Annotated in this window: 18 protein-coding genes; 2 read left to right on the forward strand and 16 right to left on the reverse strand. The window is 31.6% G+C overall.

Annotation, left to right across the window (positions count from 1 at the left end; all coding sequences use genetic code 11):
• Window positions 1-28: 28 nt before the first annotated feature.
• The 6 genes from GFJ99_RS11035 to GFJ99_RS11060 all read right to left on the reverse strand — a co-directional run bounded on the left by GFJ99_RS11035 (window position 29) and on the right by GFJ99_RS11060 (window position 9,586).
• Window positions 29-2,800 carry a bifunctional aconitate hydratase 2/2-methylisocitrate dehydratase gene (locus GFJ99_RS11035; protein WP_153208774.1) on the reverse strand — a complete coding sequence of 924 codons (2,772 nt, stop codon included), beginning with the start codon at window positions 2,798-2,800 and terminating at the stop codon, window positions 29-31.
• A gap of 450 nt (window positions 2,801-3,250) precedes the next feature.
• Entirely contained in the window at window positions 3,251-4,357 is a 1,107-nt protein-coding gene (locus GFJ99_RS11040; RefSeq protein WP_153208776.1) for an acyltransferase, read from the reverse strand.
• 42 nt (window positions 4,358-4,399) lie between these two features.
• Window positions 4,400-5,353 (reverse strand): MoxR family ATPase, encoded by a 954-nt coding sequence (locus GFJ99_RS11045; protein WP_153208778.1) that lies wholly within the window; start codon window positions 5,351-5,353, stop codon window positions 4,400-4,402.
• An 80-nt stretch (window positions 5,354-5,433) separates the two neighbouring features.
• Entirely contained in the window at window positions 5,434-6,789 is a 1,356-nt protein-coding gene (locus GFJ99_RS11050) for a peptidylprolyl isomerase (protein WP_153208780.1), read from the reverse strand.
• A complete protein-coding gene (locus GFJ99_RS11055) occupies window positions 6,773-7,624 on the reverse strand; it encodes a hypothetical protein (protein WP_008254155.1) in 852 nt (283 codons plus the stop codon). Before GFJ99_RS11055 ends, GFJ99_RS11050 begins: the two co-directional genes overlap by 17 nt.
• Window positions 7,625-9,586 carry a peptidylprolyl isomerase gene (locus tag GFJ99_RS11060; protein ID WP_153208782.1) on the reverse strand — a complete coding sequence of 654 codons (1,962 nt, stop codon included), beginning with the start codon at window positions 9,584-9,586 and terminating at the stop codon, window positions 7,625-7,627.
• Window positions 9,587-9,713: 127 nt separating this feature from the next.
• Here GFJ99_RS11060 and GFJ99_RS11065 point away from each other — a divergent pair, with 127 nt between their 5' ends.
• Entirely contained in the window at window positions 9,714-11,309 is a 1,596-nt protein-coding gene (locus tag GFJ99_RS11065) for a peptide chain release factor 3 (protein ID WP_153208784.1), read from the forward strand.
• A gap of 100 nt (window positions 11,310-11,409) precedes the next feature.
• Here the strand turns inward: GFJ99_RS11065 and GFJ99_RS11070 are convergent, their stop codons facing one another.
• From GFJ99_RS11070 to ffh, 3 genes are all read right to left on the reverse strand, one after another.
• Complete coding sequence (locus tag GFJ99_RS11070) at window positions 11,410-11,994, reverse strand: hypothetical protein (RefSeq protein WP_153208786.1); 585 nt, start codon at window positions 11,992-11,994, stop codon at window positions 11,410-11,412.
• A gap of 112 nt (window positions 11,995-12,106) precedes the next feature.
• On the reverse strand, window positions 12,107-12,988 hold the full coding sequence (locus GFJ99_RS11075; protein WP_008254159.1) for a bifunctional 5,10-methylenetetrahydrofolate dehydrogenase/5,10-methenyltetrahydrofolate cyclohydrolase: 882 nt from the start codon (window positions 12,986-12,988) through the stop codon (window positions 12,107-12,109).
• 130 nt (window positions 12,989-13,118) lie between these two features.
• The gene (ffh, locus tag GFJ99_RS11080) at window positions 13,119-14,465 is read right to left on the reverse strand and encodes a signal recognition particle protein (RefSeq protein ID WP_153208788.1); all 1,347 of its coding nucleotides are present in this window, start codon (window positions 14,463-14,465) and stop codon (window positions 13,119-13,121) included.
• A 196-nt stretch (window positions 14,466-14,661) separates the two neighbouring features.
• Between ffh and GFJ99_RS11085 the strand changes: the two genes are divergently transcribed.
• Window positions 14,662-14,964: a heavy metal-binding domain-containing protein gene (locus GFJ99_RS11085; RefSeq protein WP_153208790.1), complete on the forward strand. Its 303-nt coding sequence runs from the start codon at window positions 14,662-14,664 to the stop codon at window positions 14,962-14,964.
• Window positions 14,965-15,044: 80 nt separating this feature from the next.
• On the opposite strand, the gene GFJ99_RS11090 is transcribed toward GFJ99_RS11085, so the two are convergent.
• The 7 genes from GFJ99_RS11090 to GFJ99_RS11115 form a co-directional block, all read right to left on the reverse strand.
• A complete protein-coding gene (locus tag GFJ99_RS11090; protein ID WP_008254174.1) occupies window positions 15,045-15,233 on the reverse strand; it encodes a DUF2892 domain-containing protein in 189 nt (62 codons plus the stop codon).
• Between the two features lie 12 nt (window positions 15,234-15,245).
• Window positions 15,246-15,551 carry a hypothetical protein gene (locus GFJ99_RS11095; protein ID WP_153208792.1) on the reverse strand — a complete coding sequence of 102 codons (306 nt, stop codon included), beginning with the start codon at window positions 15,549-15,551 and terminating at the stop codon, window positions 15,246-15,248.
• Between the two features lie 50 nt (window positions 15,552-15,601).
• Window positions 15,602-18,799 (reverse strand): efflux RND transporter permease subunit, encoded by a 3,198-nt coding sequence (locus tag GFJ99_RS11100; protein ID WP_153208794.1) that lies wholly within the window; start codon window positions 18,797-18,799, stop codon window positions 15,602-15,604.
• Window positions 18,800-18,885: 86 nt separating this feature from the next.
• Complete coding sequence (locus tag GFJ99_RS11105) at window positions 18,886-19,968, reverse strand: efflux RND transporter periplasmic adaptor subunit (protein ID WP_153208796.1); 1,083 nt, start codon at window positions 19,966-19,968, stop codon at window positions 18,886-18,888.
• Between the two features lie 103 nt (window positions 19,969-20,071).
• Window positions 20,072-21,385, reverse strand: a complete 1,314-nt coding sequence (locus tag GFJ99_RS11110) for a TolC family protein (RefSeq protein WP_040470188.1) — start codon at window positions 21,383-21,385, stop codon at window positions 20,072-20,074.
• A 169-nt stretch (window positions 21,386-21,554) separates the two neighbouring features.
• The gene (locus GFJ99_RS13885; RefSeq protein ID WP_255473854.1) at window positions 21,555-21,686 is read right to left on the reverse strand and encodes a hypothetical protein; all 132 of its coding nucleotides are present in this window, start codon (window positions 21,684-21,686) and stop codon (window positions 21,555-21,557) included.
• 49 nt (window positions 21,687-21,735) lie between these two features.
• The gene (locus tag GFJ99_RS11115; RefSeq protein ID WP_153208798.1) at window positions 21,736-23,196 is read right to left on the reverse strand and encodes an NAD(P)/FAD-dependent oxidoreductase; all 1,461 of its coding nucleotides are present in this window, start codon (window positions 23,194-23,196) and stop codon (window positions 21,736-21,738) included.
• Window positions 23,197-23,337: the final 141 nt, after the last annotated feature.

Below are 23,337 nucleotides of genomic sequence, written 5' to 3' on the forward strand. Positions count from 1 at the left end.
TTTTTAATATGATATAATAACTTATTTATTATCCTACCAGCAATTTGTGAGATGGAGCAAACTTAGTTAAATTAATTCCTTCTACAGCTAGCTTGTACTCTTCAATCGAAGGTGTTCTACCTAAGATTGTTGATAAAACTACTACTGGAGTAGATGACAATAATGATTCTCCTTTTTTCTCTGCAGTATCTTCAACAACTCTTCCTTGGAATAAACGCGTTGATGTTGCCATAACTGTATCTCCTTTTGAAGCTTTTTCTTGATTCCCCATACAAAGGTTACATCCTGGACGCTCTAAATACAACATATTTTCATATTCTGTACGTGCAGCACCCTTTGGAGCATTGTCATCGAATTCAAAACCTGAATATTTTTGTAATACTTCCCAATCACCTTCCGCTTTTAACTCATCAACAATGTTATAAGTTGGAGGAGCAACCACTAAAGGCGCTTTAAATTCTACTTTACCTTGTTGTTTTTCGATATTTTTCAACATCTGAGCTAAGATTTTCATATCGCCTTTATGCACCATACACGAACCGATGAATCCTAAATCTACTTTTTTATCACCTCCGTAGAAAGAAAGTGGTCTGATGGTATCGTGAGTATAACGTTTAGAAACATCTTTATTGTTTACGTCTGGGTCAGCAATCATTGGCTCAGCAATTTGATCTAAATCTACTTCTACTTCTGCATAATATTTAGCATTAGCATCTGGAGTTAAAGCTGGTTTTTCACCTGATCTGATTTCAGCAATTCTCTTATTTGCTTTATCTATTAATCCTTGAAGCACTTGTGACTTATTATCCATTCCTTTATCAATCATGATTTGGATTCTAGACTTAGCAATCTCTAGAGATTCAATCAAGGTTGCGTCTTCAGAAATACAAATTGAAGCTTTTGCTTTCATTTCAGCTGTCCAATCCGTAAAAGTAAACGCTTGGTCAGCCGTTAATGTTCCTAAATGCACTTCAATAATTTTACCTTGGAATACATTTTCACCACCAAATTTATGCAACATTTGCGCTTGTGTAGCATGAACCACATCACGGAAATCCATATAACTTGCCATTTTCCCTTTGAAAGTAACTTTTACAGATTCTGGAATTGGCATTGAAGCTTCACCTGTAGCTAAAGCAAGAGCTACTGTTCCAGAGTCAGCACCAAACGCTACTCCTTTTGACATTCTTGTATGTGAATCACCACCAATAATGATAGCCCATTCATCTATTGTAATATCATTTAATACTTTGTGAATTACGTCGGTCATTGCATGATATTGACCTTTTGGATCACGAGCTGTAATTAAACCGAAGTCGTTCATGAATTTCATTAACTTCGGAATATTAGCTTGTGCTTTTTTATCCCAAACTGAAGCTGTATGACAACCTGATTGATACGCACCGTCAACAATAGGAGAAATAACAGTTGCTGCCATAGATTCTAATTCTTGAGCCGTCATTAAACCTGTAGTATCTTGAGAACCTACGATATTTACTGTTACACGAACATCAGAACCGGCATGTAATGCTTTTTTAGAGATGGTTCCTACCGAATTTCTATTGAAGATTTTTTCAACTGCTGTTAAACCTTGCCCTTCAACTGAAACCTCTTTTGAAGGCGCATAAACTAAAGGAGCTTCAATTCCTAAAGTCTTAGCTGCGAAAGTTTGAATTTTTTTGCCGAAAACGATAGCATAAGAACCACCTGCTTTGATGAATTCCATTTTTTGAGGTGTAAAAGATCTTGAAATATCAATCAATTCTTTGTCACCATTATATAATTTTTTTGTTTTGGTATTGATGGTAAGTACAGTTCCTGTAGTTACAGAATAAGTTTGTTCTAAAACTGGATCACCATTTTCATCACGAACAACCTCACCATTAGCGTCTGTCTTTTTAACCCAGTTTTTCAAGTCAATACCAATTCCACCTGTTACGTCAACAGTAGTTAGGAAAATTGGAGAAATTCCATTTGTTCCAGCAACAATTGGTGCAAAATTTACGAATGGTACATATGGACTTGCTTGTTTTCCTGTCCAAAGTGCTACGTTATTTACACCCGACATACGAGACGAACCTACACCCATTGTTCCTTTTTCAGCAATTAACATTACCGATTTATCTGGATGTTGCGCTTGTAATGCTTTAATTTCTTCTTGTGCTTGAGGCGTAATCATACATTTTCCGTGTAATTCACGGTCAGAACGCGAATGCGCTTGATTGCCTGGAGATAATAAATCGGTTGAAATGTCACCTTCACCAGCTATAAATGTAACTACTTTAATTTCTTCTGCTACTTCAGGAAGTTTAGTGAAAAATTCTGCCTTAGCATAACTTTCAAGAATTTCCTTTGCAACAGCATTTCCTTTTTCAAAAGCTTCTTTAATACGAGCCATGTCAGCATCATAAAGATATACTTGTGTTTTTAAAACATCAGCTGCTTGTTTTGCAATTGCTGCATCATTTCCTAAAGCTAAATCTAATAAAACCACAATTGAAGGACCACCTTTCATATGAGACAATAACTCAAATGCAAAAGATGGAGTAATTTCAGCTACCGCTTCCTGACCCAGAATAATCTCTTTTAAGAATTTTGCTTTAGCACCCGCTGCAGGAGTTGTTCCTGGCAAAGTGTTATAGATAAAAAATTTAAGCGAATCTTGACGAAATGGGCTATTAGCATCTTTAATTAGTTCGATAATTTCACTTACTAATTCAGCACCATCAATTGGTTTAGGATGAAGACCTTGTTGTTTTCTTTCTTCAATCTCGTTGATATACTCGTTATACAAATTCATATATAGAAATCTTTATATTAATAAAAGTTATTTTGATTAGAAGCGGGTAATAAATCATCTTTCATAAATTCTAAAAAATAAAAAATGCCTAAAGTACACGACAATAGACAAATTAAATATTGGAGTAAATTATTTACTCTTATTGAATATTTATTACAGATTTTTTTAATCATTTCAATGTCGAAAATCATAAAACTATAAAAGATTAATTGATTTAGTTTTTTTACGTGCCGCAAATTTAACTATTTCGATTGAGATTAAAAAATTTTTAATAAAAATCAGTAATCGAAGAAATATTAATTGCAATTACTCTGTTTTAGTAATAATTTTTTAATAAAAATGATTTAAATAAAGAAAAAATAGATAATTCGTAATTTAAAAGCAAAGTTTTATCAATTTATCAAAAAACAATATACTATTTTAAAAAAGTATTAAAAATAAAGATTAAAATTATTTATTATCTCTCCAATTCATGATCGGTTTTTCGTAAAATCGGTACAAAATATAAGACAATAAAAAAGTAATAGTTAGATAAAGTAAAGTAAAAAAGTGACGTTCTGTAATAGACATTTGAGAAGTATCCATAAAAAACTTCAACAATTGCAATATGATGCTGTAATGAAGTAAATAAACAGAATATGAAATTTTGCTTATTAATTCAACAGGATTGCTTAACGGATTTAGAAAAGATTTCCATTCAGAGAAGAAAGGAAGTAAAAACGCAAAAGCTACTGAAGTAATAGGCAAATACAAAACATTCCAAAAAAACGGATTTTGCTCAATTGTCAAATTCAATGGAATAATTCCGAACATTAAAAAGAATAAAATTCCGAAACCAATTAATGCAAATAAACTTTTAAATTTAATCCAAATCCCTGAGTAATTAAAATACGCCCAAGCAGCTAAAACTCCAATTAAAATGGCATCAATTCGATAAATTAAAACTGATTTTAGATTTAAATTCCATTCTGATAAATTCGAAATTGTATGATAAGAATGATAATAAAACTTATTCGTCCAGAAAACCAAAATTAAAGCTAAAATAACGAGTAAAAACAATTTTGACTTGTTTTTTACTTTAGTTAACCCAATGATAAACAACGAAAATGGCAATAGTAAATACGTAAATTCTTCAATAGACAAACTCCAAGATTCTGGAAAAAAATCAGGGGATTTAGATGAAAAATTTTGCAAAAAGAAAAAATAACTTCCAATATTTTCAATCGAAAATCCAAGAAAAAAAGCAATTAAAATATTTAAAAGTAGTACTAAATAATAATTGGGTAATGTTCTAAACCAACGTCTTTTTAAGAAATGAAAAACTGATTTTAAAGTGAAATTTTCGTTGACAAATGTTTTATACAGAATTGAACCAATTAAAAAACCACTTAAAACGAAAAAAAGCTCTACTCCCCAAAAACCAAAAAGTTCAAATAATAAATATATAAAATTATCGCTTTTAGGATAAATCCAAAGTACATGAGAACATACAACCATTAAAATAGCAGCGGCTCTAAGCACATCTAAACCAAAGATTCTATTTTGAGAATTCACCATTAATATTTAAAATAGATTTATAAAAATAATAAAAAAAGCTGTTTAAAACAGCTTTTTAATAATATCTTCTTCTGAAATTCCTTCAGCATCGGCTTTATAATTTTTCACCATACGGTGTCGGAGAATTCCTGTTGCAACCGCTTGAACATCTTCAATATCTGGGGAAAATTTTCCATTAAAAGCAGCGTTAGTTTTAGCCGCTAAAATTAAATTTTGAGAAGCACGAGGACCAGCACCCCAATCGATATACGTTTTTACAAATTCATTTGACAATGGATTATCTGGACGAGTTTTGCTTACTAACGAAACTGCATATTCAATCACATTATCAGCCACAGGAATTTTACGAATTACATTTTGAAAATCGATAATTTCTTGAGCCGAAAATAATGAATTTACAACCGGTTTTAAATCGGATGTTGTTGCTTTTACCACATCTACTTCCTCTTGAAAACTTGGATAATCTAATTTAATAGCAAACATAAAACGGTCTAATTGTGCTTCTGGTAAAGGATACGTTCCTTCTTGCTCAATTGGATTTTGAGTCGCTAATACAAAATAAGGTAAGTCTAATTTATAATGATGTCCGGCAACCGTTACAGCACGTTCTTGCATAGCTTCTAACAAAGCTGCCTGGGTTTTTGGAGGCGTTCTGTTAATTTCATCTGCCAAGATAATGTTAGAGAAAATTGGACCTTTTATAAACTTAAAATGACGATTTTCATCTAAAATCTCACTTCCTAATATATCAGAAGGCATTAAATCGGGTGTAAACTGAATGCGTTTAAAATCTAATCCTAAAGCTTTAGAAATCGTATTTACCATTAGTGTTTTTGCTAAACCTGGCACACCGACTAATAAAGCATGACCGCCAGAAAAAATACTTAATACAATTTGGTGTACTACTTCATCCTGACCCACAATTACTTTTGCAATCTCTTGTTTTAAAGCTTTTTGTCTTTGAACTAATTCCTGAATAGCTGCTACGTCTGACATAATTTATTTTAAGTATTAAAAAACTAAATTAAGAAAAAAAATTATAAAAAACCCTCTGAAAATTCAAAGGGTCATCTGTTTTATTTTTTAAACCAATTGTTGGCAAAATCACAATCTTTATAATCATCAGAAATTTTAATGTAAGTTTCTTTGATTTTTTCTTCTGTCCACTTTGCTATTTCTTTGATTTGCTTATCTCTAAGTGCTAATTCTTTAATTTTAATATAATCTCTAGAAAAATCTGCCTGATGTTCTTCAATTCTATTATTAACAGTAATTATTTTATAAAATTTACCAGCTCCTCTTTCTTCATCTAGGATAGGCAATGAAATTTCATTATCCTTTAAACTTGAAACCTGAGCATATAAGGTTGGATCCATTTTAGTTAACTCAAAACGCGGCTCCATTGTTCTTGGATTTAATAAAACACCTCCATTATTACGTGTTTCTTTTTGATCTGAAGATGATTTTGCAGCATCAGAAAAGCTAATTTCGTTGTTTATAATCTTATTTCGTATTTGTTCAATTTTTTCTTTAGCATCTTTCATTGCCTGAATTGAAACTTTAGGAGAAATTAAAATATGACGCAACTCAACTTCTTGTCCTTTAATTTTTTCTACTTTAATTATGTGATATCCAAATTCTGTTTCAAAAGGCTCTGATATTTCACCTTCAGCCAAACTAAAAGCTACATCTTTAAACTCTTTAACAAAAGCTGTTTTACGATTCATTTTATAAAAACCACCATTAGAACTTGAACCTGGATCTTCTGAAAACAAAACGGCTTTACTAAAGAAACTTGACCCATTAATTACATCCTGACGGATTTCATTTAATTTATCAATCACCCTTTTCTTCTCATCTTCGCCAACAATAGGATTAACTACTATTTGAGCTACTTCCATTTCTGCTCCAAATGTTGGAATCTCATCTGCAGGAATGCCTTTAAAAAAATTACGAACTTCTTCTGGAGTAATTTCAACAGATTCTAAAATCTTTTTCTGCATCTGATCTGTAAGTTTATTCATCTTTACAGCATCAAAAAAATGACTTCTAAGTTCTTCTACATTTTTTTTGTTATAATATTTAACAACCTTATCTATAGAACCTATCTGCTCAACGGCTGCATCTAATTGCTCATTTAAAAATGAATTTACTTCTGCATCAGTTACAATGATACTATCTTGAATTGCATGGTGCGCATATAATCTATCTTCTAATTGCTTTCCAAAAAGTTCACAGCGTGTAATATTTTTAACATCTACTCCTTGTGCTTTTAGTGTAATATAATCTAAATCGATATCAGAATCTAATACCACATAATCACCAACTACTCCAACTACACCATCTACTTTTACTTTTTTTGGTTGCGCAAATACTGCTGTTGATGTAATGAATAGTAAAGCTAAAAGTATTCTCTTATTTATAAATTTCATAATTATTGTCTTTGATTGCGTCATTCGTAATCTCTTTTTCTAAAGTGTTAATTAATTCTAATTTTCTATTATTGATAATAATTTGCTTAATTGTAGGTTTTAAAAATTCTAATGGAGTTGCACTATCTTTAGGCAAAACTTTATTCACTTTTACTAACCAAACAGTAGTTGAATCTGGATACTGGAAATTCATACCACTAGTTATATATTTTTGTTTATTCTCTAAATTGATAAAAGAAATTTTCTCAAATACTTGATTAATATCTACCCAAATTGAATCGTTAAAAGCATAACTTTTAAATTGAATAGCCATTTGTTCTAACTCCTTTTTGTCTTTCGTGGTAAAGGAACTAAACTTTGATTTAATTTTTGCAAATTTTGGATTTTCTTTAACTAAATTAATGTATCGCAACTTCACTAATTCATTAGAATTTTTAAAATACTGCTTATTTTTATTGTAATAATCTACAATTTGATTTTCGGTTACCACAGTATCTATTTGTCTTATTACCAAATTTTCTAAATAAGCTTTTGTATATAAATCTACTTTATATTGCTCCATTAAAATAGTAAATTCATCTAGTTTTTCTTTACTAATATTTTTTTCGGCAGCCTCAAAAAGGATTTTTTGTGTTGCCCATCTTTCTATAAAAGAATTAACAATAGAAATACTATCTTGTTTAGATGTTCCTTTTGGAACTAAATTTAAAATATCTGATTCAAACAGGTAACTTTCTCCTACACGCGCAATTGCTTTTGGCTTCTTTGGCGCTTTAAAATAATCGCACGAAGTAACCATAAGGGAAAGAATAATTATTTGAAACCAATACTTCATTTAGTTTTTTAATTGACTTTTTACTTTAGCAAATACATCCTGATTTACTTGAATACTAAACTCACTTTTTAATTCATCAACCCAATTGTTCTCTAAATATTGTTGATAATCACTTATCGCTTTTCCTTTACATTCAGACAACTCTTTTGCTCCAGCTGGTTTCTCATCTGTAATGTTTACAACAAAAAAGTACTGATCTTTAGATACTATAGAAGTTACCCCTTTAGATAAGTTTTCAAATTGAGATAGAACATCATAATCTTCTTCATACATTCCAGATTTAGACATGATATTTACTTTGCCATCTTTATTTAATTGCTCTCTAATATATTCTAACGATTTACCTTTTTTAAGAAACTTTTGCGCTTTTTCTACTATTTTTTTATCTGTTGAAGACAAAATATCAGCACTATAACGCTTTTTCCATTGGTAATTTTTAATATTATTTGCAAAATAATTATGTAAACCAATAGTATCATTTTTAGCTCTGTTCCAAATTTCTTTTTCCATCAAATCAAACAACAATAAACCATCTCGGTATTCATCCATTACGTTTTTAAATTCAGTAAATTCATTCTCTAAATTTTCATTATAATAGGCAATTAATTGTTCTTCCGTGAATTTTTCAAACAATTCATCAACTAATCTAACAATAGGTTTTGTTTTAATGTTTGACTTTTGTTTGGCAGCAATAAAATCTAAAAATAATTTAGCGTTTATTTTTTTATCTTTATTTATAACTAAAACATCACCATTTAATTCTTTAGATTTCTCTGGAACTACCCAAGTTTGAGAATAAAAATCATCATTTACAGCTGCTTTAATTTTAGCAATTATTTTTGCATCTTTAGTTATAGTGTATTTATCTCTTAATTTTTTAGCTAAAGAATTTGTAATCAATAAAGAGCGCTCGTCTTTTCTGATTTTTTCTTCTAACTCAAATTTCATTTCATCAAATGAACGAACAGGATGTTTTTCAATTAATTTAACAATATGCCAACCAAATTGCGATTGAAATGGTACAGAAATTTGATCTTTTTCTTTCAATTCAAAAGCCACATTTTCAAATTCTTCAGAACTTAATTGACCTGAACCAAAACGTTGTAAAACACCACCTTTTGGAGCTGATGATTTATCTTCAGAGAATTGTTGTGCTAAGCTTTCAAAAGCTTCTCCTTGCTGAATTTTTTTATAAATATCATCAATGGTTGTTTTTGCTTTTTCGTTTTGAGCCGCATCATTTTGTTTTACAATCATAATGTGAGCTACAGTAACTTCGCCTCTATTTACTCGTTTATCTACTACTTTTACAATATGATATCCAAAACGAGTTCTAAATGGTTTTGAAACCTGACCCACTTTTGTATTGTATGCAGCATTTTCAAACGGATATACCATTCTAAAAGCAGAAAAATAACCTAAATCTCCGTTATTCTCTTTTACAGAAGGATCTTCAGAAGTTTGCTGAGCAACAGTAATAAAATCTTCGCCAGCATCTAATCTTCTTTTAATTTCGATAACTTTATTATATGCCTTTAATGTATCCTGAGGCAGCGCTCCTTCATCTACTAATACTAAAATATGTGAAGCTCTAACTTCTTGCTGCATTCTATCATACGCTTCTTTTACTAATTCATTTGTTACTTTAGAATCATTTACATAATTCTTAGACAATTGATTTCTGTATGATTTTAATTCGTTTTGATAATTTAATCCATTTTGCAAACCTATTTTGTTTGCTTTTTCAACTTTCAATTTATATCCTAAAAATAAATCTAGGTATTTATCTAAATCTTTCTGAGAATCATCTTTTACTAAATCTAAGTTTTTATTATATACTCTTACGAATTCATCGTTATAGTATGGATGATTATCAATAGTAAATAAAACTTCTTTTGTTTGAGCCGATAAAAAGCCAGACACGAACAAAAAAGAAAAAATAAGTAGGCGACTAATTTTCATAATTATTTATACATTTTAAGTTGTAATCGACAAAAATAACAATTCGAGACTATTCCACAACATTTATAAGCGAGTATTAACAGAAAATTCTGCAAAAAAAAGTTACTTTTGCACAAAATTTTGAATAATGAGTTTTATAGAAGAAATAGCAAGAAGACGAACTTTTGGAATTATCTCGCATCCCGATGCTGGAAAAACAACTTTAACTGAAAAATTATTGTTGTTTGGAGGTGCTATTCAAGAAGCTGGAGCCGTAAAAAGTAACAAAATTAAAAAAGGAGCCACTTCCGATTTCATGGAAATTGAAAGACAAAGAGGAATTTCGGTAGCAACTTCTGTATTGGCTTTTAACTATCAAAACAAAAAAATAAACATCTTAGATACACCTGGTCACAAAGACTTTGCCGAAGATACATTTAGAACCTTAACAGCTGTTGACAGTGTTATCGTAGTTATCGACGTAGCAAAAGGAGTTGAGGAACAAACTGAAAAATTGGTTGAAGTTTGTAGAATGCGAAACATTCCTATGATTGTTTTCATCAATAAATTAGACCGTGAAGGTAAAGATGCTTTTGACTTAATGGATGAAGTGGAGCAAAAATTAAAACTTCGCGTAACACCATTAAGTTTTCCAATTGGAATGGGATACGATTTTCAAGGAATTTACAATATTTGGGAAAAGAACATCAACCTTTTTGAAGGCGATAGTCGTAAAAATATTGAAGAAACCATTGCTTTTTCTGATATTGCTAGTAAAGAATTAGAAGGAATTATTGGCGAAAAACCAGCAAATCGCTTACGTGAAGAATTAGAATTAATTGAAGAAGTATATCCTGCATTTAGCAGAGAAGAATACCTTTCTGGAGATTTACAACCTGTATTTTTTGGTTCGGCATTAAATAATTTTGGAGTTCGCGAATTGTTAGATTGTTTTGTAGATATTGCACCCACACCAAGAGCTAAAGAATCTGATACTCGTATTGTAAATCCGGAAGAAGAAAAATTAAGCGGATTTGTATTTAAAATTCATGCTAACATGGATCCAAAACACAGAGACCGTTTGGCATTCATTAAAATTGTATCGGGAACTTTTGAAAAAAACAAACCCTATTTGCATGTTCGTTTAGGAAAGAATTTAAAATTCTCGAGTCCGAATGCTTTTTTTGCTGAGAAAAAAGAAATTGTTGACATTTCCTATCCAGGAGACATTGTAGGTTTACACGATACTGGGAACTTTAAAATTGGCGATACATTAACGGAAGGAGAAAAAATGAATTTCCAAGGAATTCCAAGTTTCTCTCCAGAGCATTTTAGATATATAAATAATGCTGACCCATTAAAATCGAAACAACTAGAAAAAGGAGTTGACCAGTTAATGGACGAGGGTGTAGCACAGTTGTTTACCCTAGAAATGAACGGAAGAAAAGTAATTGGAACTGTAGGAGCGCTTCAATACGAAGTTATTCAATACCGTTTAGAGCATGAATACGGTGCGAAATGTACGTATGAAACTTTCCCAGCGTTTAAGGCGTGTTGGGTAAAACCACAAGATCCTAAAAATGTAGAATTTGCAGAATTTAAACGTGTGAAACAAAAATTCTTAGGTCATGATAAATACGGACAATTGGTTTTCTTAGCAGATAGCGATTTCTCAATCCAAATGACACAACAGAAATATCCAACAGTAGAGTTATTCTTTACTTCGGATTATCAGAAGAGATAATAAAGAAAAGCCATTTCGTTTGAAATGGCTTTGTGATTTTACAAATATTTTTGATTTTCAAATACAAAATTAGTGATATGACTAACAAAAACTAAAACTACTATTGTCTTATTAAAGTTAAACTTCTTGCTGGTAAAAAAATTGGAATATCCCTACTATTGGAAAATGTACAATTTTCTGTGGAAATAAAATCTTTATATTCAAAACCTTCATAAAACAATTGATCTGGATTTAAAAGATTTTTTGTAAAAAAGAATTCAACCGTATTATAGCAATTGCTTTCATCATCATTAAACAGAAAAAAGAAATCACTATTATTCCTATATGAAATTAGTTTTATCTTAAAATCTGTTATATTAGTTACATGCAAATCATTGTACAGTATTTGATTATTTGTCAAATCAACAACTTTAAATTTACATTTTAACATGTCTTCATAAAAATTATCTCCATTAGAAAATGAAACCATTTGATACGTGAAAGAAACAAACTCAAAAGTATACTCTTTATTATCTACTATACCCTTCCATGTATCAACCCAAAATGGAAAAACATTATCCAAATCTTTCTTATAAGCACCATTAGGGCAGTCAAAATTTGGAGTTTTTAAAGGCAATGTTTGACAATTTTGTGACTGAACTAAAGAACAAAAAGTTAGAATCAGGATAAGAAGTAAATATTTCATATATTTAATTTTTAAGTCTATAAAATTTATTCCATTTAGAATCATTTCCAAATATAAAGAATTCCATAAAAAAAGACCTGAAAAATTTCAGGTCTTAGTATTTATTCTTGCATTATCTATTTCTTTTTTGCTCTCTTGCTAAAAGTGTATTTTTCAACAACATCGCAATTGTCATTGGTCCTACTCCACCTGGAACGGGCGTAATGTAGGACGCTTTTTTTGATACATTTTCAAAATCTACGTCGCCAACAATTCTATAGCCTTTTTCAGTAGTTTCGTCTTCTACTCTTGTGATTCCTACGTCGATAACCACTACATCATCTTTTACCATTTCTGCTTTAAGGAAATTTGGAACTCCTAATGCTGAAATAATAATATCCGCTTGAGATGTAATTTGGTTGATGTTTTTAGAATGACTGTGTGTTACTGTTACTGTCGAATTTCCAGGAAATCCTTTTCTTCCCATTAAAATCCCCATTGGTCTACCTACAATGTGGCTTCTTCCAATGACTACAGTGTGTTTACCGTCTGTTGGCACATTATATCGCTCTAATAATTCTAAAATCCCGAAAGGAGTTGCCGGAATAAAAGTAGACATATCTAATGCCATTTTTCCAAAGTTTTCTGGATGGAAACCATCTACATCTTTACTTGGATCAATAGCTTCAATTATTTTTTGTGTATCAATTTGTTTTGGTAAAGGCAACTGAACAATGAATCCGTCAATAGCATCATTTTCGTTCAATTCTTTGATTTTTTTCAAAAGCTCCGTTTCTGAAGTCGTGCTTGGCATTTTAATTAAAGTGGATTCAAAACCAACTCGCTCACACGATTTTACTTTGCTTCCAACATACGTTAAACTTGCACCATCGTTTCCTACAATAATTGCCGCTAAATGAGGAACTTTCTCTCCATTGGCTTTCATTTGAGCTACCTCGGCAGCAATTTCATTTTTAATATCTTCCGATACTTTTTTTCCGTCTAATAATTGCATTTGCTTTCTTGTTTCAGGTTTATAGCTTTGGGTTTATAGTTGTGTGTATCCCAAAACGAATAGTTAGTATATTCAAAAAAAATAAGGTTTAAAACTTTCATCATTTAAAATTTTAAACCTTACCTATAATTTACATTTTTGGCATTCCGCCTTTCATTCCAGACATAGCTTTCATTAAATTTTTTCCGCCACCACCTTGCATCATTTTCATCATTTTGCTCATTTGGTCGAATTGTTTCATCAATTGATTCACTTGCTCAATTTTAGTTCCCGAACCTTTGGCAATTCTGGTTTTACGCTTTACATCGATTAAAGATGGTTTGCTTCTTTCAATTGGCGTCATTGATTGAATTATAGCTTCAATATGTTTAAAGGCATCATCTTCAATTTCAACATCTTTTAATGCTTTTCCAGCACCAGGTATCATTCCGACTAAGTCTTTCATGTTACCCATTTTTTTAATCTGCTGAATTTGTGCTAAGAAATCGTCAAAACCAAACTCGTTTTTAGCAATTTTCTTTTGTAATTTTCTTGCTTCTTCTTCGTCGTATTGTTCCTGAGCTCTTTCTACTAAGGAAACAACATCACCCATTCCTAAAATTCTATCCGCCATACGGTTTGGATAGAACACATCGATAGCTTCCATTTTTTCACCTGTACCGATGAATTTAATTGGTTTGTTTACTACCGATTTAATAGAAATGGCAGCTCCACCACGCGTATCACCATCTAACTTTGTTAAGATAACTCCGTCAAAATTTAATCTATCGTTGAATGCTTTTGCTGTATTTACTGCATCTTGCCCTGTCATAGCATCTACTACAAACAAAGTTTCTTCTGGCTGAATTGCTTTATGAACTTCAGCAATTTCATTCATCATTTGCTCGTCTACTGCTAAACGACCAGCTGTATCGACAATTACAACATTGAAACCATTTGCTTTTGCGTGTTTGATAGCGTTTTGAGCAATTTCAACCGGATTTTTATTTTCTGGTTCCGAATAAACTTCGACCCCAATTTGTCCACCAACTACGTGCAACTGATTGATTGCCGCAGGACGATAGATATCACAAGCTACCAATAAAGGTTTTTTGTTCTTTTTAGTTTTTAAGAAATTGGCTAGTTTACCAGAAAAGGTAGTTTTACCCGAACCTTGTAAACCCGACATTAAAATCACGGATGGATTTCCAGATAAATTAATACCTGCAACATCTCCACCCATTAATTCGGTTAACTCGTCTTTAACGATTTTAACCATTAATTGTCCTGGCTGTAAAGTAGTTAATACATTTTCACCTATTGCTTTGTCTTTTACTCTCGTGGTAAAATCTTTAGCAATTTTAAAGTTAACGTCGGCATCTAATAATGCTCTACGTACTTCTTTTAAAGTATCGGCAACATTTACATCAGTAATTTTACCGTGACCTTTTAATAGGTGTAACGCTTTATCTAACTTATCGCTTAAATTATCAAACATAATGGATGTGATTTTAATAAGTCGCAAAGATAACACAAAGTTATAAAGTCGCAAAGTAGTATTAGAGAGTTTGTATAAAAAATTTACTTTTTAAATTGAATATGAGATTAATACTCAATTGTAACAAAACAGCAATTCAATAGACTTATTTTAACCCGTTGGGTAAAATTATTAAAAAGAAATAAAAATTTAAATCATGATTTTAACAACAACCAATTCTGTTGATGGCTTTACAATTGCAGAGTACAAGGGTATTGTGTCAGAAACATCTGTAAATATGCAAAAGATGAAAATGACTTTTAATATGCAAAAATATTATGATGGAATAAGTGAAAATGTTTCAGATGTTAAAGACCAAGCTTTTGAGCAACTTAAAACAAATGCTATGAAATTAAATGCAAATGCAGTAGTGGGAATACATGTTGATATTGAACTAACCAATAGTAATTATGTTGTAGTTACAACAACAGGAACAGCAGTAAGTATAATTAAAAGGTAAATTAATTAAGTTACTATTTAAAAAAAACACGCTTATCAATTTTAGATAAACGTGCTTTTTTTTTATTCTTATTACTAGTTTTAATCTTGAATCTTAAATACTTTTCTCAATATATCTTCCATCAAACACCATTTAGTAAAAGAAGATTGTAATAAATTAGCTCCTACAAAAATGGTAAACCAAAGCCAATTTTGATTAACATACATGGCTAATAAAACACTTATTATGATAAATGTTCCTGCAATTGCTCTAATAATTCTATTGATCATATCTATTTAATTTTAATTGTATTTTTCAACTCCAAGTACCGCTAAGTGTACATGAGAAACTGAATCTTGTTTGTTATTAAACTCTTTAACTTCATCAAACAAAATATCTAAATTTTGTTGTAAAACAAATGCATAAAAAACAACTGATTCTGTTTCATTCATTTCTGAACCAAACCAATTGGTTTCAATCGCTTCTTCTGTACTGTCGCGATATCCTTTTACATCTCGATAAGAATAAGAAAGTACTTTGGCATTTTTTAGCATTTTTTTGACTTCTTTTTCAAATTCTGCTATGGCTGTGATTACTACTAGTTTCATGATTTTTTATTTTTAACCTGACAGATTTTAAAAACCTGTCAGGATGTTTATTAATTATTTTTCTCCCATTTTTTACGTTCCGTGATGTAGTAAATCAACGGCACTACAATTAATGTTAATAAGGTTGAAACAATTGCACCTGCAACTAACGAAATCGCTAATCCTTGGAAAATTGGATCAAACAAGATGATTGATGCTCCAATTACAACCGCTCCAGTGGTTAATAAAATTGGAGTTGTTCTTACTGCTCCTGCTTCAATAATGGCTTGTTTCATAGGTATTCCATCGTTTAAACGGATTTCGATAAAGTCAATCAACAAGACCGAATTCCGAACCATGACTCCGGCTAAGGCAATCATCCCAATAAAAGATGTTGCCGTAAAGAAAGCGCCTAAAATCCAGTGACCTAATACAATTCCAACCAATGAAAGTGGAATGGCAACCATCATAACTAAAGGTGTTTTGAAGTTTTGGAACCAACCTACAATCAACATGTAAATTACAATAATTACAACTAAAAATGCTGCACCTAAATCACGGAATACTTCTAATGTAATTTGCCATTCACCATCCCATTTTACAGTGAAATCACTTTCATCTGATGGAGAATCCATGTACAATTCGTTTACTTTGTAACCTTTTGGCAATTGCATTTTTTCTAACTTCTCATTCATTCCTAAAATGGCATACACCGGACTTTCTAATGCTCCTGCCATATCGGCTAATACATACACTACTCTCTTTTGATCTTTACGATAAATGGTATTTTGTAAGGTATCGGTAGTTACTTTCACTAAATCACTAACTGGAACTACATTACCACGACTGCCTTTAATTTTTAAGTTCTGAATATCTTGGATAGACGTTTTATCTTTATCATCTAATGAAAGTGTAATACCTACAGGATTATTAGAACGTTCATCATACAAATTAGACACTGGCATTTCTCTTAACAAATAAGTCAAATTTCCAACTACTTGTTGCGGAGCGATTCCATTTAACATGGCTTTTTCTCTATCCACTTCTAATTTATATTCTACCTGAGGTGCTTCTACCATCCAATCGGCATCTACAACATCTTTAGTATTTTCTAAAATAGATTTTACTTGTTTCGCAACTTTAATTTGGTCATCATAATTAGGTCCGTAAACCTCAGCAACCAATGTTGATAAAACCGGTGGTCCTGGTGGCACTTCTACAATTTTTACATTTGCACCATATTTTTTAGCAATTTTTTGCACTTCTGGACGCACTATTTTTGCGATATCATGACTCTGTAAATCTCTATCTTCTTTGTGTAGTAAATTTACTTGAATATCCGCCATATTACTTCCACCACGTAAATCATAATGACGTACTAAACCATTAAAAGTAATTGGAGCCGATGCGCCTATATAATTTTGATAATCTACTACTTCTGGAACTGTAGAAAGGTATTGCGCAATTTCTTTTGTAACCGCTGCAGTTCTTTCTAAAGTAGTTCCTTCTGGCATATCGATTACGACTTGGAATTCGTTTTTATTATCAAAAGGCAACATTTTAACAGCAACTGATTTAGTAAAAAACATCAAAACCGAACCAATTAACAAAACTCCTGTAATCAAAAACATCAGATTACGTTTTTTTGAATTATCTAAAAGTGGTTGTTCTACTTTTTTGTAAATTCTATAAATCCATGAGGTTTCTAAACCTTGTTCTTCTTTATGTTCTTGCTCGTCTTTTTCATGTAATAAATGATATCCTAAGTAAGGTGTAACTGTTAAAGCTACAAACAACGACAATATCATTGCAATAGAAGCGCCAATTGGCATTGGACTCATGTAAGGTCCCATCATTCCAGATACGAAAGCCATTGGTAAAATAGCAGCAATTACAGTAAATGTTGCTAAAATGGTTGGGTTTCCTACTTCGTTAATGGCATAAATAGCCGCTTGTTTAAAAGACAGTCGCTTCATTTTGAAATGACGGTGCATGTTTTCGGCAATAATAATACTATCATCTACTACAATACCAACCACAAATACTAAGGCAAAAAGCGTAATTCGATTTAACGTATAGCCTAATAAGTAGTAACTAAATAATGTCAATGCAAATGTTAATGGAACAGAGAAAAACACTACTAATCCACCTCTCCAGCCCATAGCTAACATTACCAAAACAGTAACTGCAATAATGGCAACACCTAAGTGCATAAGCAACTCTCCTACTTTGTGCGAAGCCGTTTCGCCATAGTTTCTAGACACCTCAACGTGAACATCTGAAGGAATAATATTTTTCTTTAAACTTTCGACTCTTTCCAGAATTTTCTCTGAAATTTTCATCGCATCAGCTCCTTTTACTTTTGCTATTGAAATGGTTACAGCAGGATATTCGGAATTATTTTTAGCAAATTTTTCATTCGCTTTTCCATATCCAAATGTTACATAATTTTTAGGCGTTTGAGGACCATCTTGAATTGCCGCAACTTGTTTTAAATAAACTGGCATATTGTTATTTACACCTACCACTAAATTTTCTACATCTTCAGAAGTAGATAAAAATTTACCTGTAGTTACTAAATATTCTGTGTCATTTTGGACAAAAGAACCCGATTGTGAACTTCCGTTATTAGCCTGAATCATTTGCATGATACTTAAAGCATCAACACCATTTTCGGCCATTTTATCTTTATCTAAAACAACTTTAAGTTCACGTGTTCTTCCGCCAATTTCTTTAGTAATGGCAACGTCTTTTACTTTTTCTACTTCCGAAGTAACTTCTTCCGCAATTTGACGCAGTTGAAAATCATCATATTTTTCACTCCAAAGTGTTAATCCTAACATGGGAACATCGTCAATAGAACGTGTTTTTACCATAGGTTGATATACGCCTTGCGGAAACATGTTTTGATGCTTCATTAACTCATCGTATAATTTTACGTATGAATCTTCGCTATTTTGACCCACATAAAACTGAACTACCATCATGGCCTGACCATTCATAGCCATACTATGAATATGCTCTACACCTTTGATATTTCCAATTATTTTTTCAAGTGGTTTAATCACTTTACTTTCTACTTCACTTGGGCTTGCTCCTGGGTAACCTACCATTACGTCGGCCATAGGAACATTAATTTGTGGTTCTTCTTCTCTTGGAATTAAGAACGAACTATATACTCCAATAATCATCAAGGCCACCATTAATAAAATGGTTAGTTTAGAATTGATGAAAAAATTGGCAATTTTACCTGATATACCTTCTTGCATTTTTTTTAAGTTTAAATGTTTATGAGTTTAAAAGTTTAAAAGGCAACGCTTAAAACTGAAAACTGCGACTGAAAACTGATTACTAATTACTGAACACTAACCTTCGCTCCGTTAAATAATTTTCCTTCAGCTGAAACGATGTATTGTTCGTCTGCTGATAATCCTGATAAAACTTCTACTTGATTACCAAATGTTTTTCCAATTCTTAACCATCTTAGAATGGCTACATTTCCACTTCCTATTGTGTAAACTCCGGTTAATTGTCCTTCTTTTACTAAAGCCGATACAGGTACTAATACTAAATCCGACTTAACAGTTGATGATACTTTTTTCTCTGATGGAAACTGCACGTTAACAAACATTCCCGATAAAATTTCTTTATCCATTTTATCTAAAGTAACTTTTACTAAGTATTGACCTCCAGTGTTTTTTGCTGATAAACTAACTTCTGAAACCTTTCCTGTAACTTCTTTATTTAATGATTTCACGTTGATTTTAACTGGCATTCCGTTTTTAACGGATGTAATATCACTTTCAGAAACCATTGCAGTAACTTGTAATTTTGAAGCGCCTTCTATACTTACTAATGGCATTCCTGGATTTGCCATATCGCCCTCTTTAACAAACGTATTAGTTACCGTTCCAGAAAAGGGAGCTGTAATGTTTGAATAAGAAAACTGAGCCATAACTTCGTTACGCATTTGTTTTGCTGCTTCTAAACCTGCTTTTGCCATTTCGTAGCGAGCGGTCATATCGTCTAATTCTTTTTGAGAAGCCGATTGTTGTGCAAATAAATTAGTAAAACGATCATAATCTTTCTTAGCATTGTTATACCCAGCAGTTGCTTGTGTAATGGATGCGTCTACTTGCGCTTTTTTCGCTTGTAAATCGGTGTTGTTGATGCTTACTAAAAGTTGTCCGGCAGATACATTTTGACCTACTTTTACATTTACTTTAGTTACATACCCCATCATTCTAGTACTTAGATTTGCACTATTTTCAGATTCAATTTTCCCACTTGCCGTTACATACGGACTAGTAGAATTTTCGATATTACCCGCCACTTTTACAGGAATTGCAGGCAAATCGGCTACATTTTCTTTTTTATCACTTCCACAAGAAGTTAAGATTAATGAAGATAGTGTGATGATTGTTATTATTTTTTTCATGTTGTTAAATTTTGATTTTATTTTTTGGAACTCTGTTTTAAGAAATTTTGAGATTTTTTACACCCCTAAAGTCCCCTCAAGGGGACAATCCTATAAAGAAAATTTATTTCGTTAAAAATTGTAAGTATTGTTTAGTAAAGTTATATTCGAAAACGGCCTGTAAATATTCTAATTCTTTTTGTGCCATTTGCGTTTCAGCCATTAATAAGTCGGTAGTTTTTTCTAATCCTTGTGTGAATCGATTTTGACGAATTCTGAACGCTTCTTGCGATTGTTCAAAAGCCAATTGAGAAAGATTTACTTTATTTTCTGCATCTTTTAATTGACGATTTGTTTTATTTAATTCTAACTGACTTTGCTTTTTGTATTGCTCTGTTTCTAATTCTGCTTTTTGAAAATCAGCTTTAGCTTTTTGTGTTTTTCCGATGTTTTTATATCCATCAAAAATATCCCAAGATAATTGCGCTCCCACCAAAAATCCGTTTGCATTAGCACTTAAAAATTTACTATCGTATAGTTGATAACTTCCAAAAGCATTTAATCTAGGTAAAAATCCAAATTTAGATGATTGGAACATTTTTTTGTAAGCTTCAGAAGACATTTCCATTGCTTGAATATCTTTTCTTGAATTTGATAATAACGAATTTATATTTTCAATAGCTATTACATTATCTAGCTCTTCTGCAGGTTTAAATGTTTTACCCGCCACATCTTCGTTCAATAAAAACGCTAAATAATCAGATGCATTTTGCACGTTAGATTTTGCATATTGCAATTGATTGGTAATTTCATTAACCCGAACCTGAACGTTTAATAAATCCGTTTTTTGTAACATGCCATTTTTAAAATAGTTTTCAACCATTTTTAAGTTTCCTTGAGCAGTTCCGTTAGCCTTTTCTAAAACTGTTACTGCTTTATAAGCCAACTGTAATTGCATGTACGATTTTGAAACTTCTAATTCTAAATATTCTTTTGTTCTTTCTGTTTGTAATTCAAATGCATTCATTTTTGCTTTAGCTGCTTGTCTTCCTAACAATCCATCAATATTTATTATAGGTTGTTTTACTTCGATAACAGTTGCAAAGTTTTGAGTTTGATCTGGATTATTTAATAACGTTGGATTAAAGTCAGAAGCTGTTAAAATTTCTTGATTTAATTTTGAACCAAAAGCCATTAACGGATTAGTGGTAGAAATCCCTGTATAAGATACGTTAACATTTGGTAAAAAAAGCGCATTTGACTGTCGATAATCTGCTTTTGCAGATTGAAATGCTTTGTCAGCTACTTTAATTTGTAAATTATTATCGCTCACTTTTTGCAACAAATCATTTTTGGAAATAGATAAGGTATCCTGCGCATATAAATTGGCAGTTCCTAATGCAATTCCAATTGCTACTAATAGATTAATTTTCTTCATCATTATTTTATTGATTATTACCTGGACAAAAGTACGTCGGTAAAAAACGATTGTCGGTAACAAGAGTTACATAGGACTGTTACAAATGTTACAAATAGAAAGAGCGCCTACAATAGACGCTCTGACTAACCAATAAAACTAAAACAATCATCAACAAAGGTAGATGATGTTACTTTCTTGTTCCTCCATGTCCACCCGCAACTATTTTTAATATTCTAATATTTAAATAAAAGAATTTAAACAATTGTATTATCGGATTTTGCATTTTGGAACGCTGTGCGTTAGATATTCTTTGTGTCATTTTTTTTAAGTATTTGGTATTTGGTAATTGGTTTTTTAAACAGAATGAACTACTCTGGAATTAACCACCAAAATGGTTTCATTTTTGCTTTCCAAATAAAAGCGTAATGCAAAGCTAGTTTCACCCAATGTCCTGCTAAACCAATATCGCCAAATGTTTTGTTTATATCTCTTCCTCCCGTATTTGGGTATTTTTTATAATCGGGAACAATTGGATAGGTTGTAATACTTACGCCGCTTCCTTGTGTCATTCCGTAACCTGCAGATGCAATACAAGCCGCACCCATATTTCCCATAGATCCCTTATGATGTAAAGATTCTTTACCTGCTTTGATGCTATCAATAATATTATCGGCTACTAATCTTGCTGTAATACCAGATGGCATTCCTGTTCTTGGTGGAGCAGGGTAAATATCTGTTCCGTTTTTACTAGTGCGAGGTTTTGAAATAGTATGAGGAGGAGCAAAAGCGATTCCGGGTGCAAAAATATTATTATAACTAGGATTTTGATAGGTTTCTGGCCAATCTTGAACCGTCCAGTCTTCATAAGGTCTTGGTGTGTAATCTGCATCCACAATCATAAAACCTTTGAACAATTTATCGGTGATATTTTGTCCTTCTTTATCATAAGCTTGAAAACCATGACCTGAAAAAGCTGGAATAAGCATAGCAAAATCAAATTCTTCTGACTTATATTCACCATCTAAATTTTCATAATGCGCAACTCCTTCTTCAATTTTATTTACTCCAGCACCTAAAATCCATTTAATTCCACGATCTTCAAAAATCATTTCGATCATGTCTTTCGATTTCATATTAAAACCGTTGTATTCCATTAACATTCCGTCCATTCCAAAATCACCTAATTCATATTCATTAGAAATCCAGGTAATCTCAGCTTTGTCTCGAACACCAAATTTTTGAAGTTCTTTTTCTACATTCAAAATATATTCGAAAGCAGCACCTTGACAAGTTGCTTTTGCATGACCCGTACCTATTAATATTTTAATCTTTTTATCGGATTTTTTTAATTGATCAATTAACTTATGAAGCGCTTCTGATGCATGTTCTGCATGGTCATATGTACAAACTGAGAATACTTTATTAGTTGCAGGAAGCAATCCTTCCGTCATATCAAAAGCTAATTTTGGTCCAGTTGCATTGATTAAATAATCGTATGTAACTTTTTCTTGTTTTCCTAAATTATCACCAAAAACACCTTCTACTAAAACATATGGTTTTGATTCTGAAGCATCCCCTTCTGGATGAAAAGAAATGGCTTTAGATTGTTTGTATCCAATTCCTTTTCTTTTATACAAAGGCTCTAATGGAAAGATTACATCTTCACGTTTCATTCTTCCTATTCCTACCCATATATTTGATGGAACCCACTGATAATTTCTATTAGGAGAAACCACCAAAACTTCGTGTTCCTTACCTAATTTTCTTCTTAAATGTGCAGCTGCTGTATGACCAGAAATTCCTGCACCTAATATTACTATTTTTGACATTTTGATTAGTTTAATAATTCAAAATTAGAACATAAGCGATTTTACTACAGCAACAATTGTTACATAAAAAAAAGCCTTGTTTTTCAGAGGGCACTGAAAAACATCGACTATTTTGATTAGTACCGTTTTTAGTCAATAAAA

This window comes from Flavobacterium sp. LMO6 (assembly GCF_009495795.1).
GTDB lineage: Bacteria > Bacteroidota > Bacteroidia > Flavobacteriales > Flavobacteriaceae > Flavobacterium.

Coding starts and splice junctions, on each gene's coding strand:
- ffh (WP_153208788.1), bottom strand. CDS start 14,465: ATGTTTGATAATTTAAGCGATAAGTTAGATAAAGCGTTACACCTATTA.
- GFJ99_RS11090 (WP_008254174.1), bottom strand. CDS start 15,233: ATGATCAATAGAATTATTAGAGCAATTGCAGGAACATTTATCATAATA.
- GFJ99_RS11075 (WP_008254159.1), bottom strand. CDS start 12,988: ATGCAATTATTAGACGGAAAAAAAGTATCGGAAGATATTAAAAATGAA.
- GFJ99_RS11040 (WP_153208776.1), bottom strand. CDS start 4,357: ATGGTGAATTCTCAAAATAGAATCTTTGGTTTAGATGTGCTTAGAGCC.
- GFJ99_RS11045 (WP_153208778.1), bottom strand. CDS start 5,353: ATGTCAGACGTAGCAGCTATTCAGGAATTAGTTCAAAGACAAAAAGCT.
- GFJ99_RS11070 (WP_153208786.1), bottom strand. CDS start 11,994: ATGAAATATTTACTTCTTATCCTGATTCTAACTTTTTGTTCTTTAGTT.
- GFJ99_RS13885 (WP_255473854.1), bottom strand. CDS start 21,686: ATGACACAAAGAATATCTAACGCACAGCGTTCCAAAATGCAAAATCCG.
- GFJ99_RS11110 (WP_040470188.1), bottom strand. CDS start 21,385: ATGAAGAAAATTAATCTATTAGTAGCAATTGGAATTGCATTAGGAACT.
- GFJ99_RS11035 (WP_153208774.1), bottom strand. CDS start 2,800: ATGAATTTGTATAACGAGTATATCAACGAGATTGAAGAAAGAAAACAA.
- GFJ99_RS11105 (WP_153208796.1), bottom strand. CDS start 19,968: ATGAAAAAAATAATAACAATCATCACACTATCTTCATTAATCTTAACT.
- GFJ99_RS11100 (WP_153208794.1), bottom strand. CDS start 18,799: ATGCAAGAAGGTATATCAGGTAAAATTGCCAATTTTTTCATCAATTCT.
- GFJ99_RS11055 (WP_008254155.1), bottom strand. CDS start 7,624: ATGAAGTATTGGTTTCAAATAATTATTCTTTCCCTTATGGTTACTTCG.
- GFJ99_RS11060 (WP_153208782.1), bottom strand. CDS start 9,586: ATGAAAATTAGTCGCCTACTTATTTTTTCTTTTTTGTTCGTGTCTGGC.
- GFJ99_RS11085 (WP_153208790.1), top strand. CDS start 14,662: ATGATTTTAACAACAACCAATTCTGTTGATGGCTTTACAATTGCAGAG.
- GFJ99_RS11115 (WP_153208798.1), bottom strand. CDS start 23,196: ATGTCAAAAATAGTAATATTAGGTGCAGGAATTTCTGGTCATACAGCA.
- GFJ99_RS11050 (WP_153208780.1), bottom strand. CDS start 6,789: ATGAAATTTATAAATAAGAGAATACTTTTAGCTTTACTATTCATTACA.
- GFJ99_RS11095 (WP_153208792.1), bottom strand. CDS start 15,551: ATGAAACTAGTAGTAATCACAGCCATAGCAGAATTTGAAAAAGAAGTC.
- GFJ99_RS11065 (WP_153208784.1), top strand. CDS start 9,714: ATGAGTTTTATAGAAGAAATAGCAAGAAGACGAACTTTTGGAATTATC.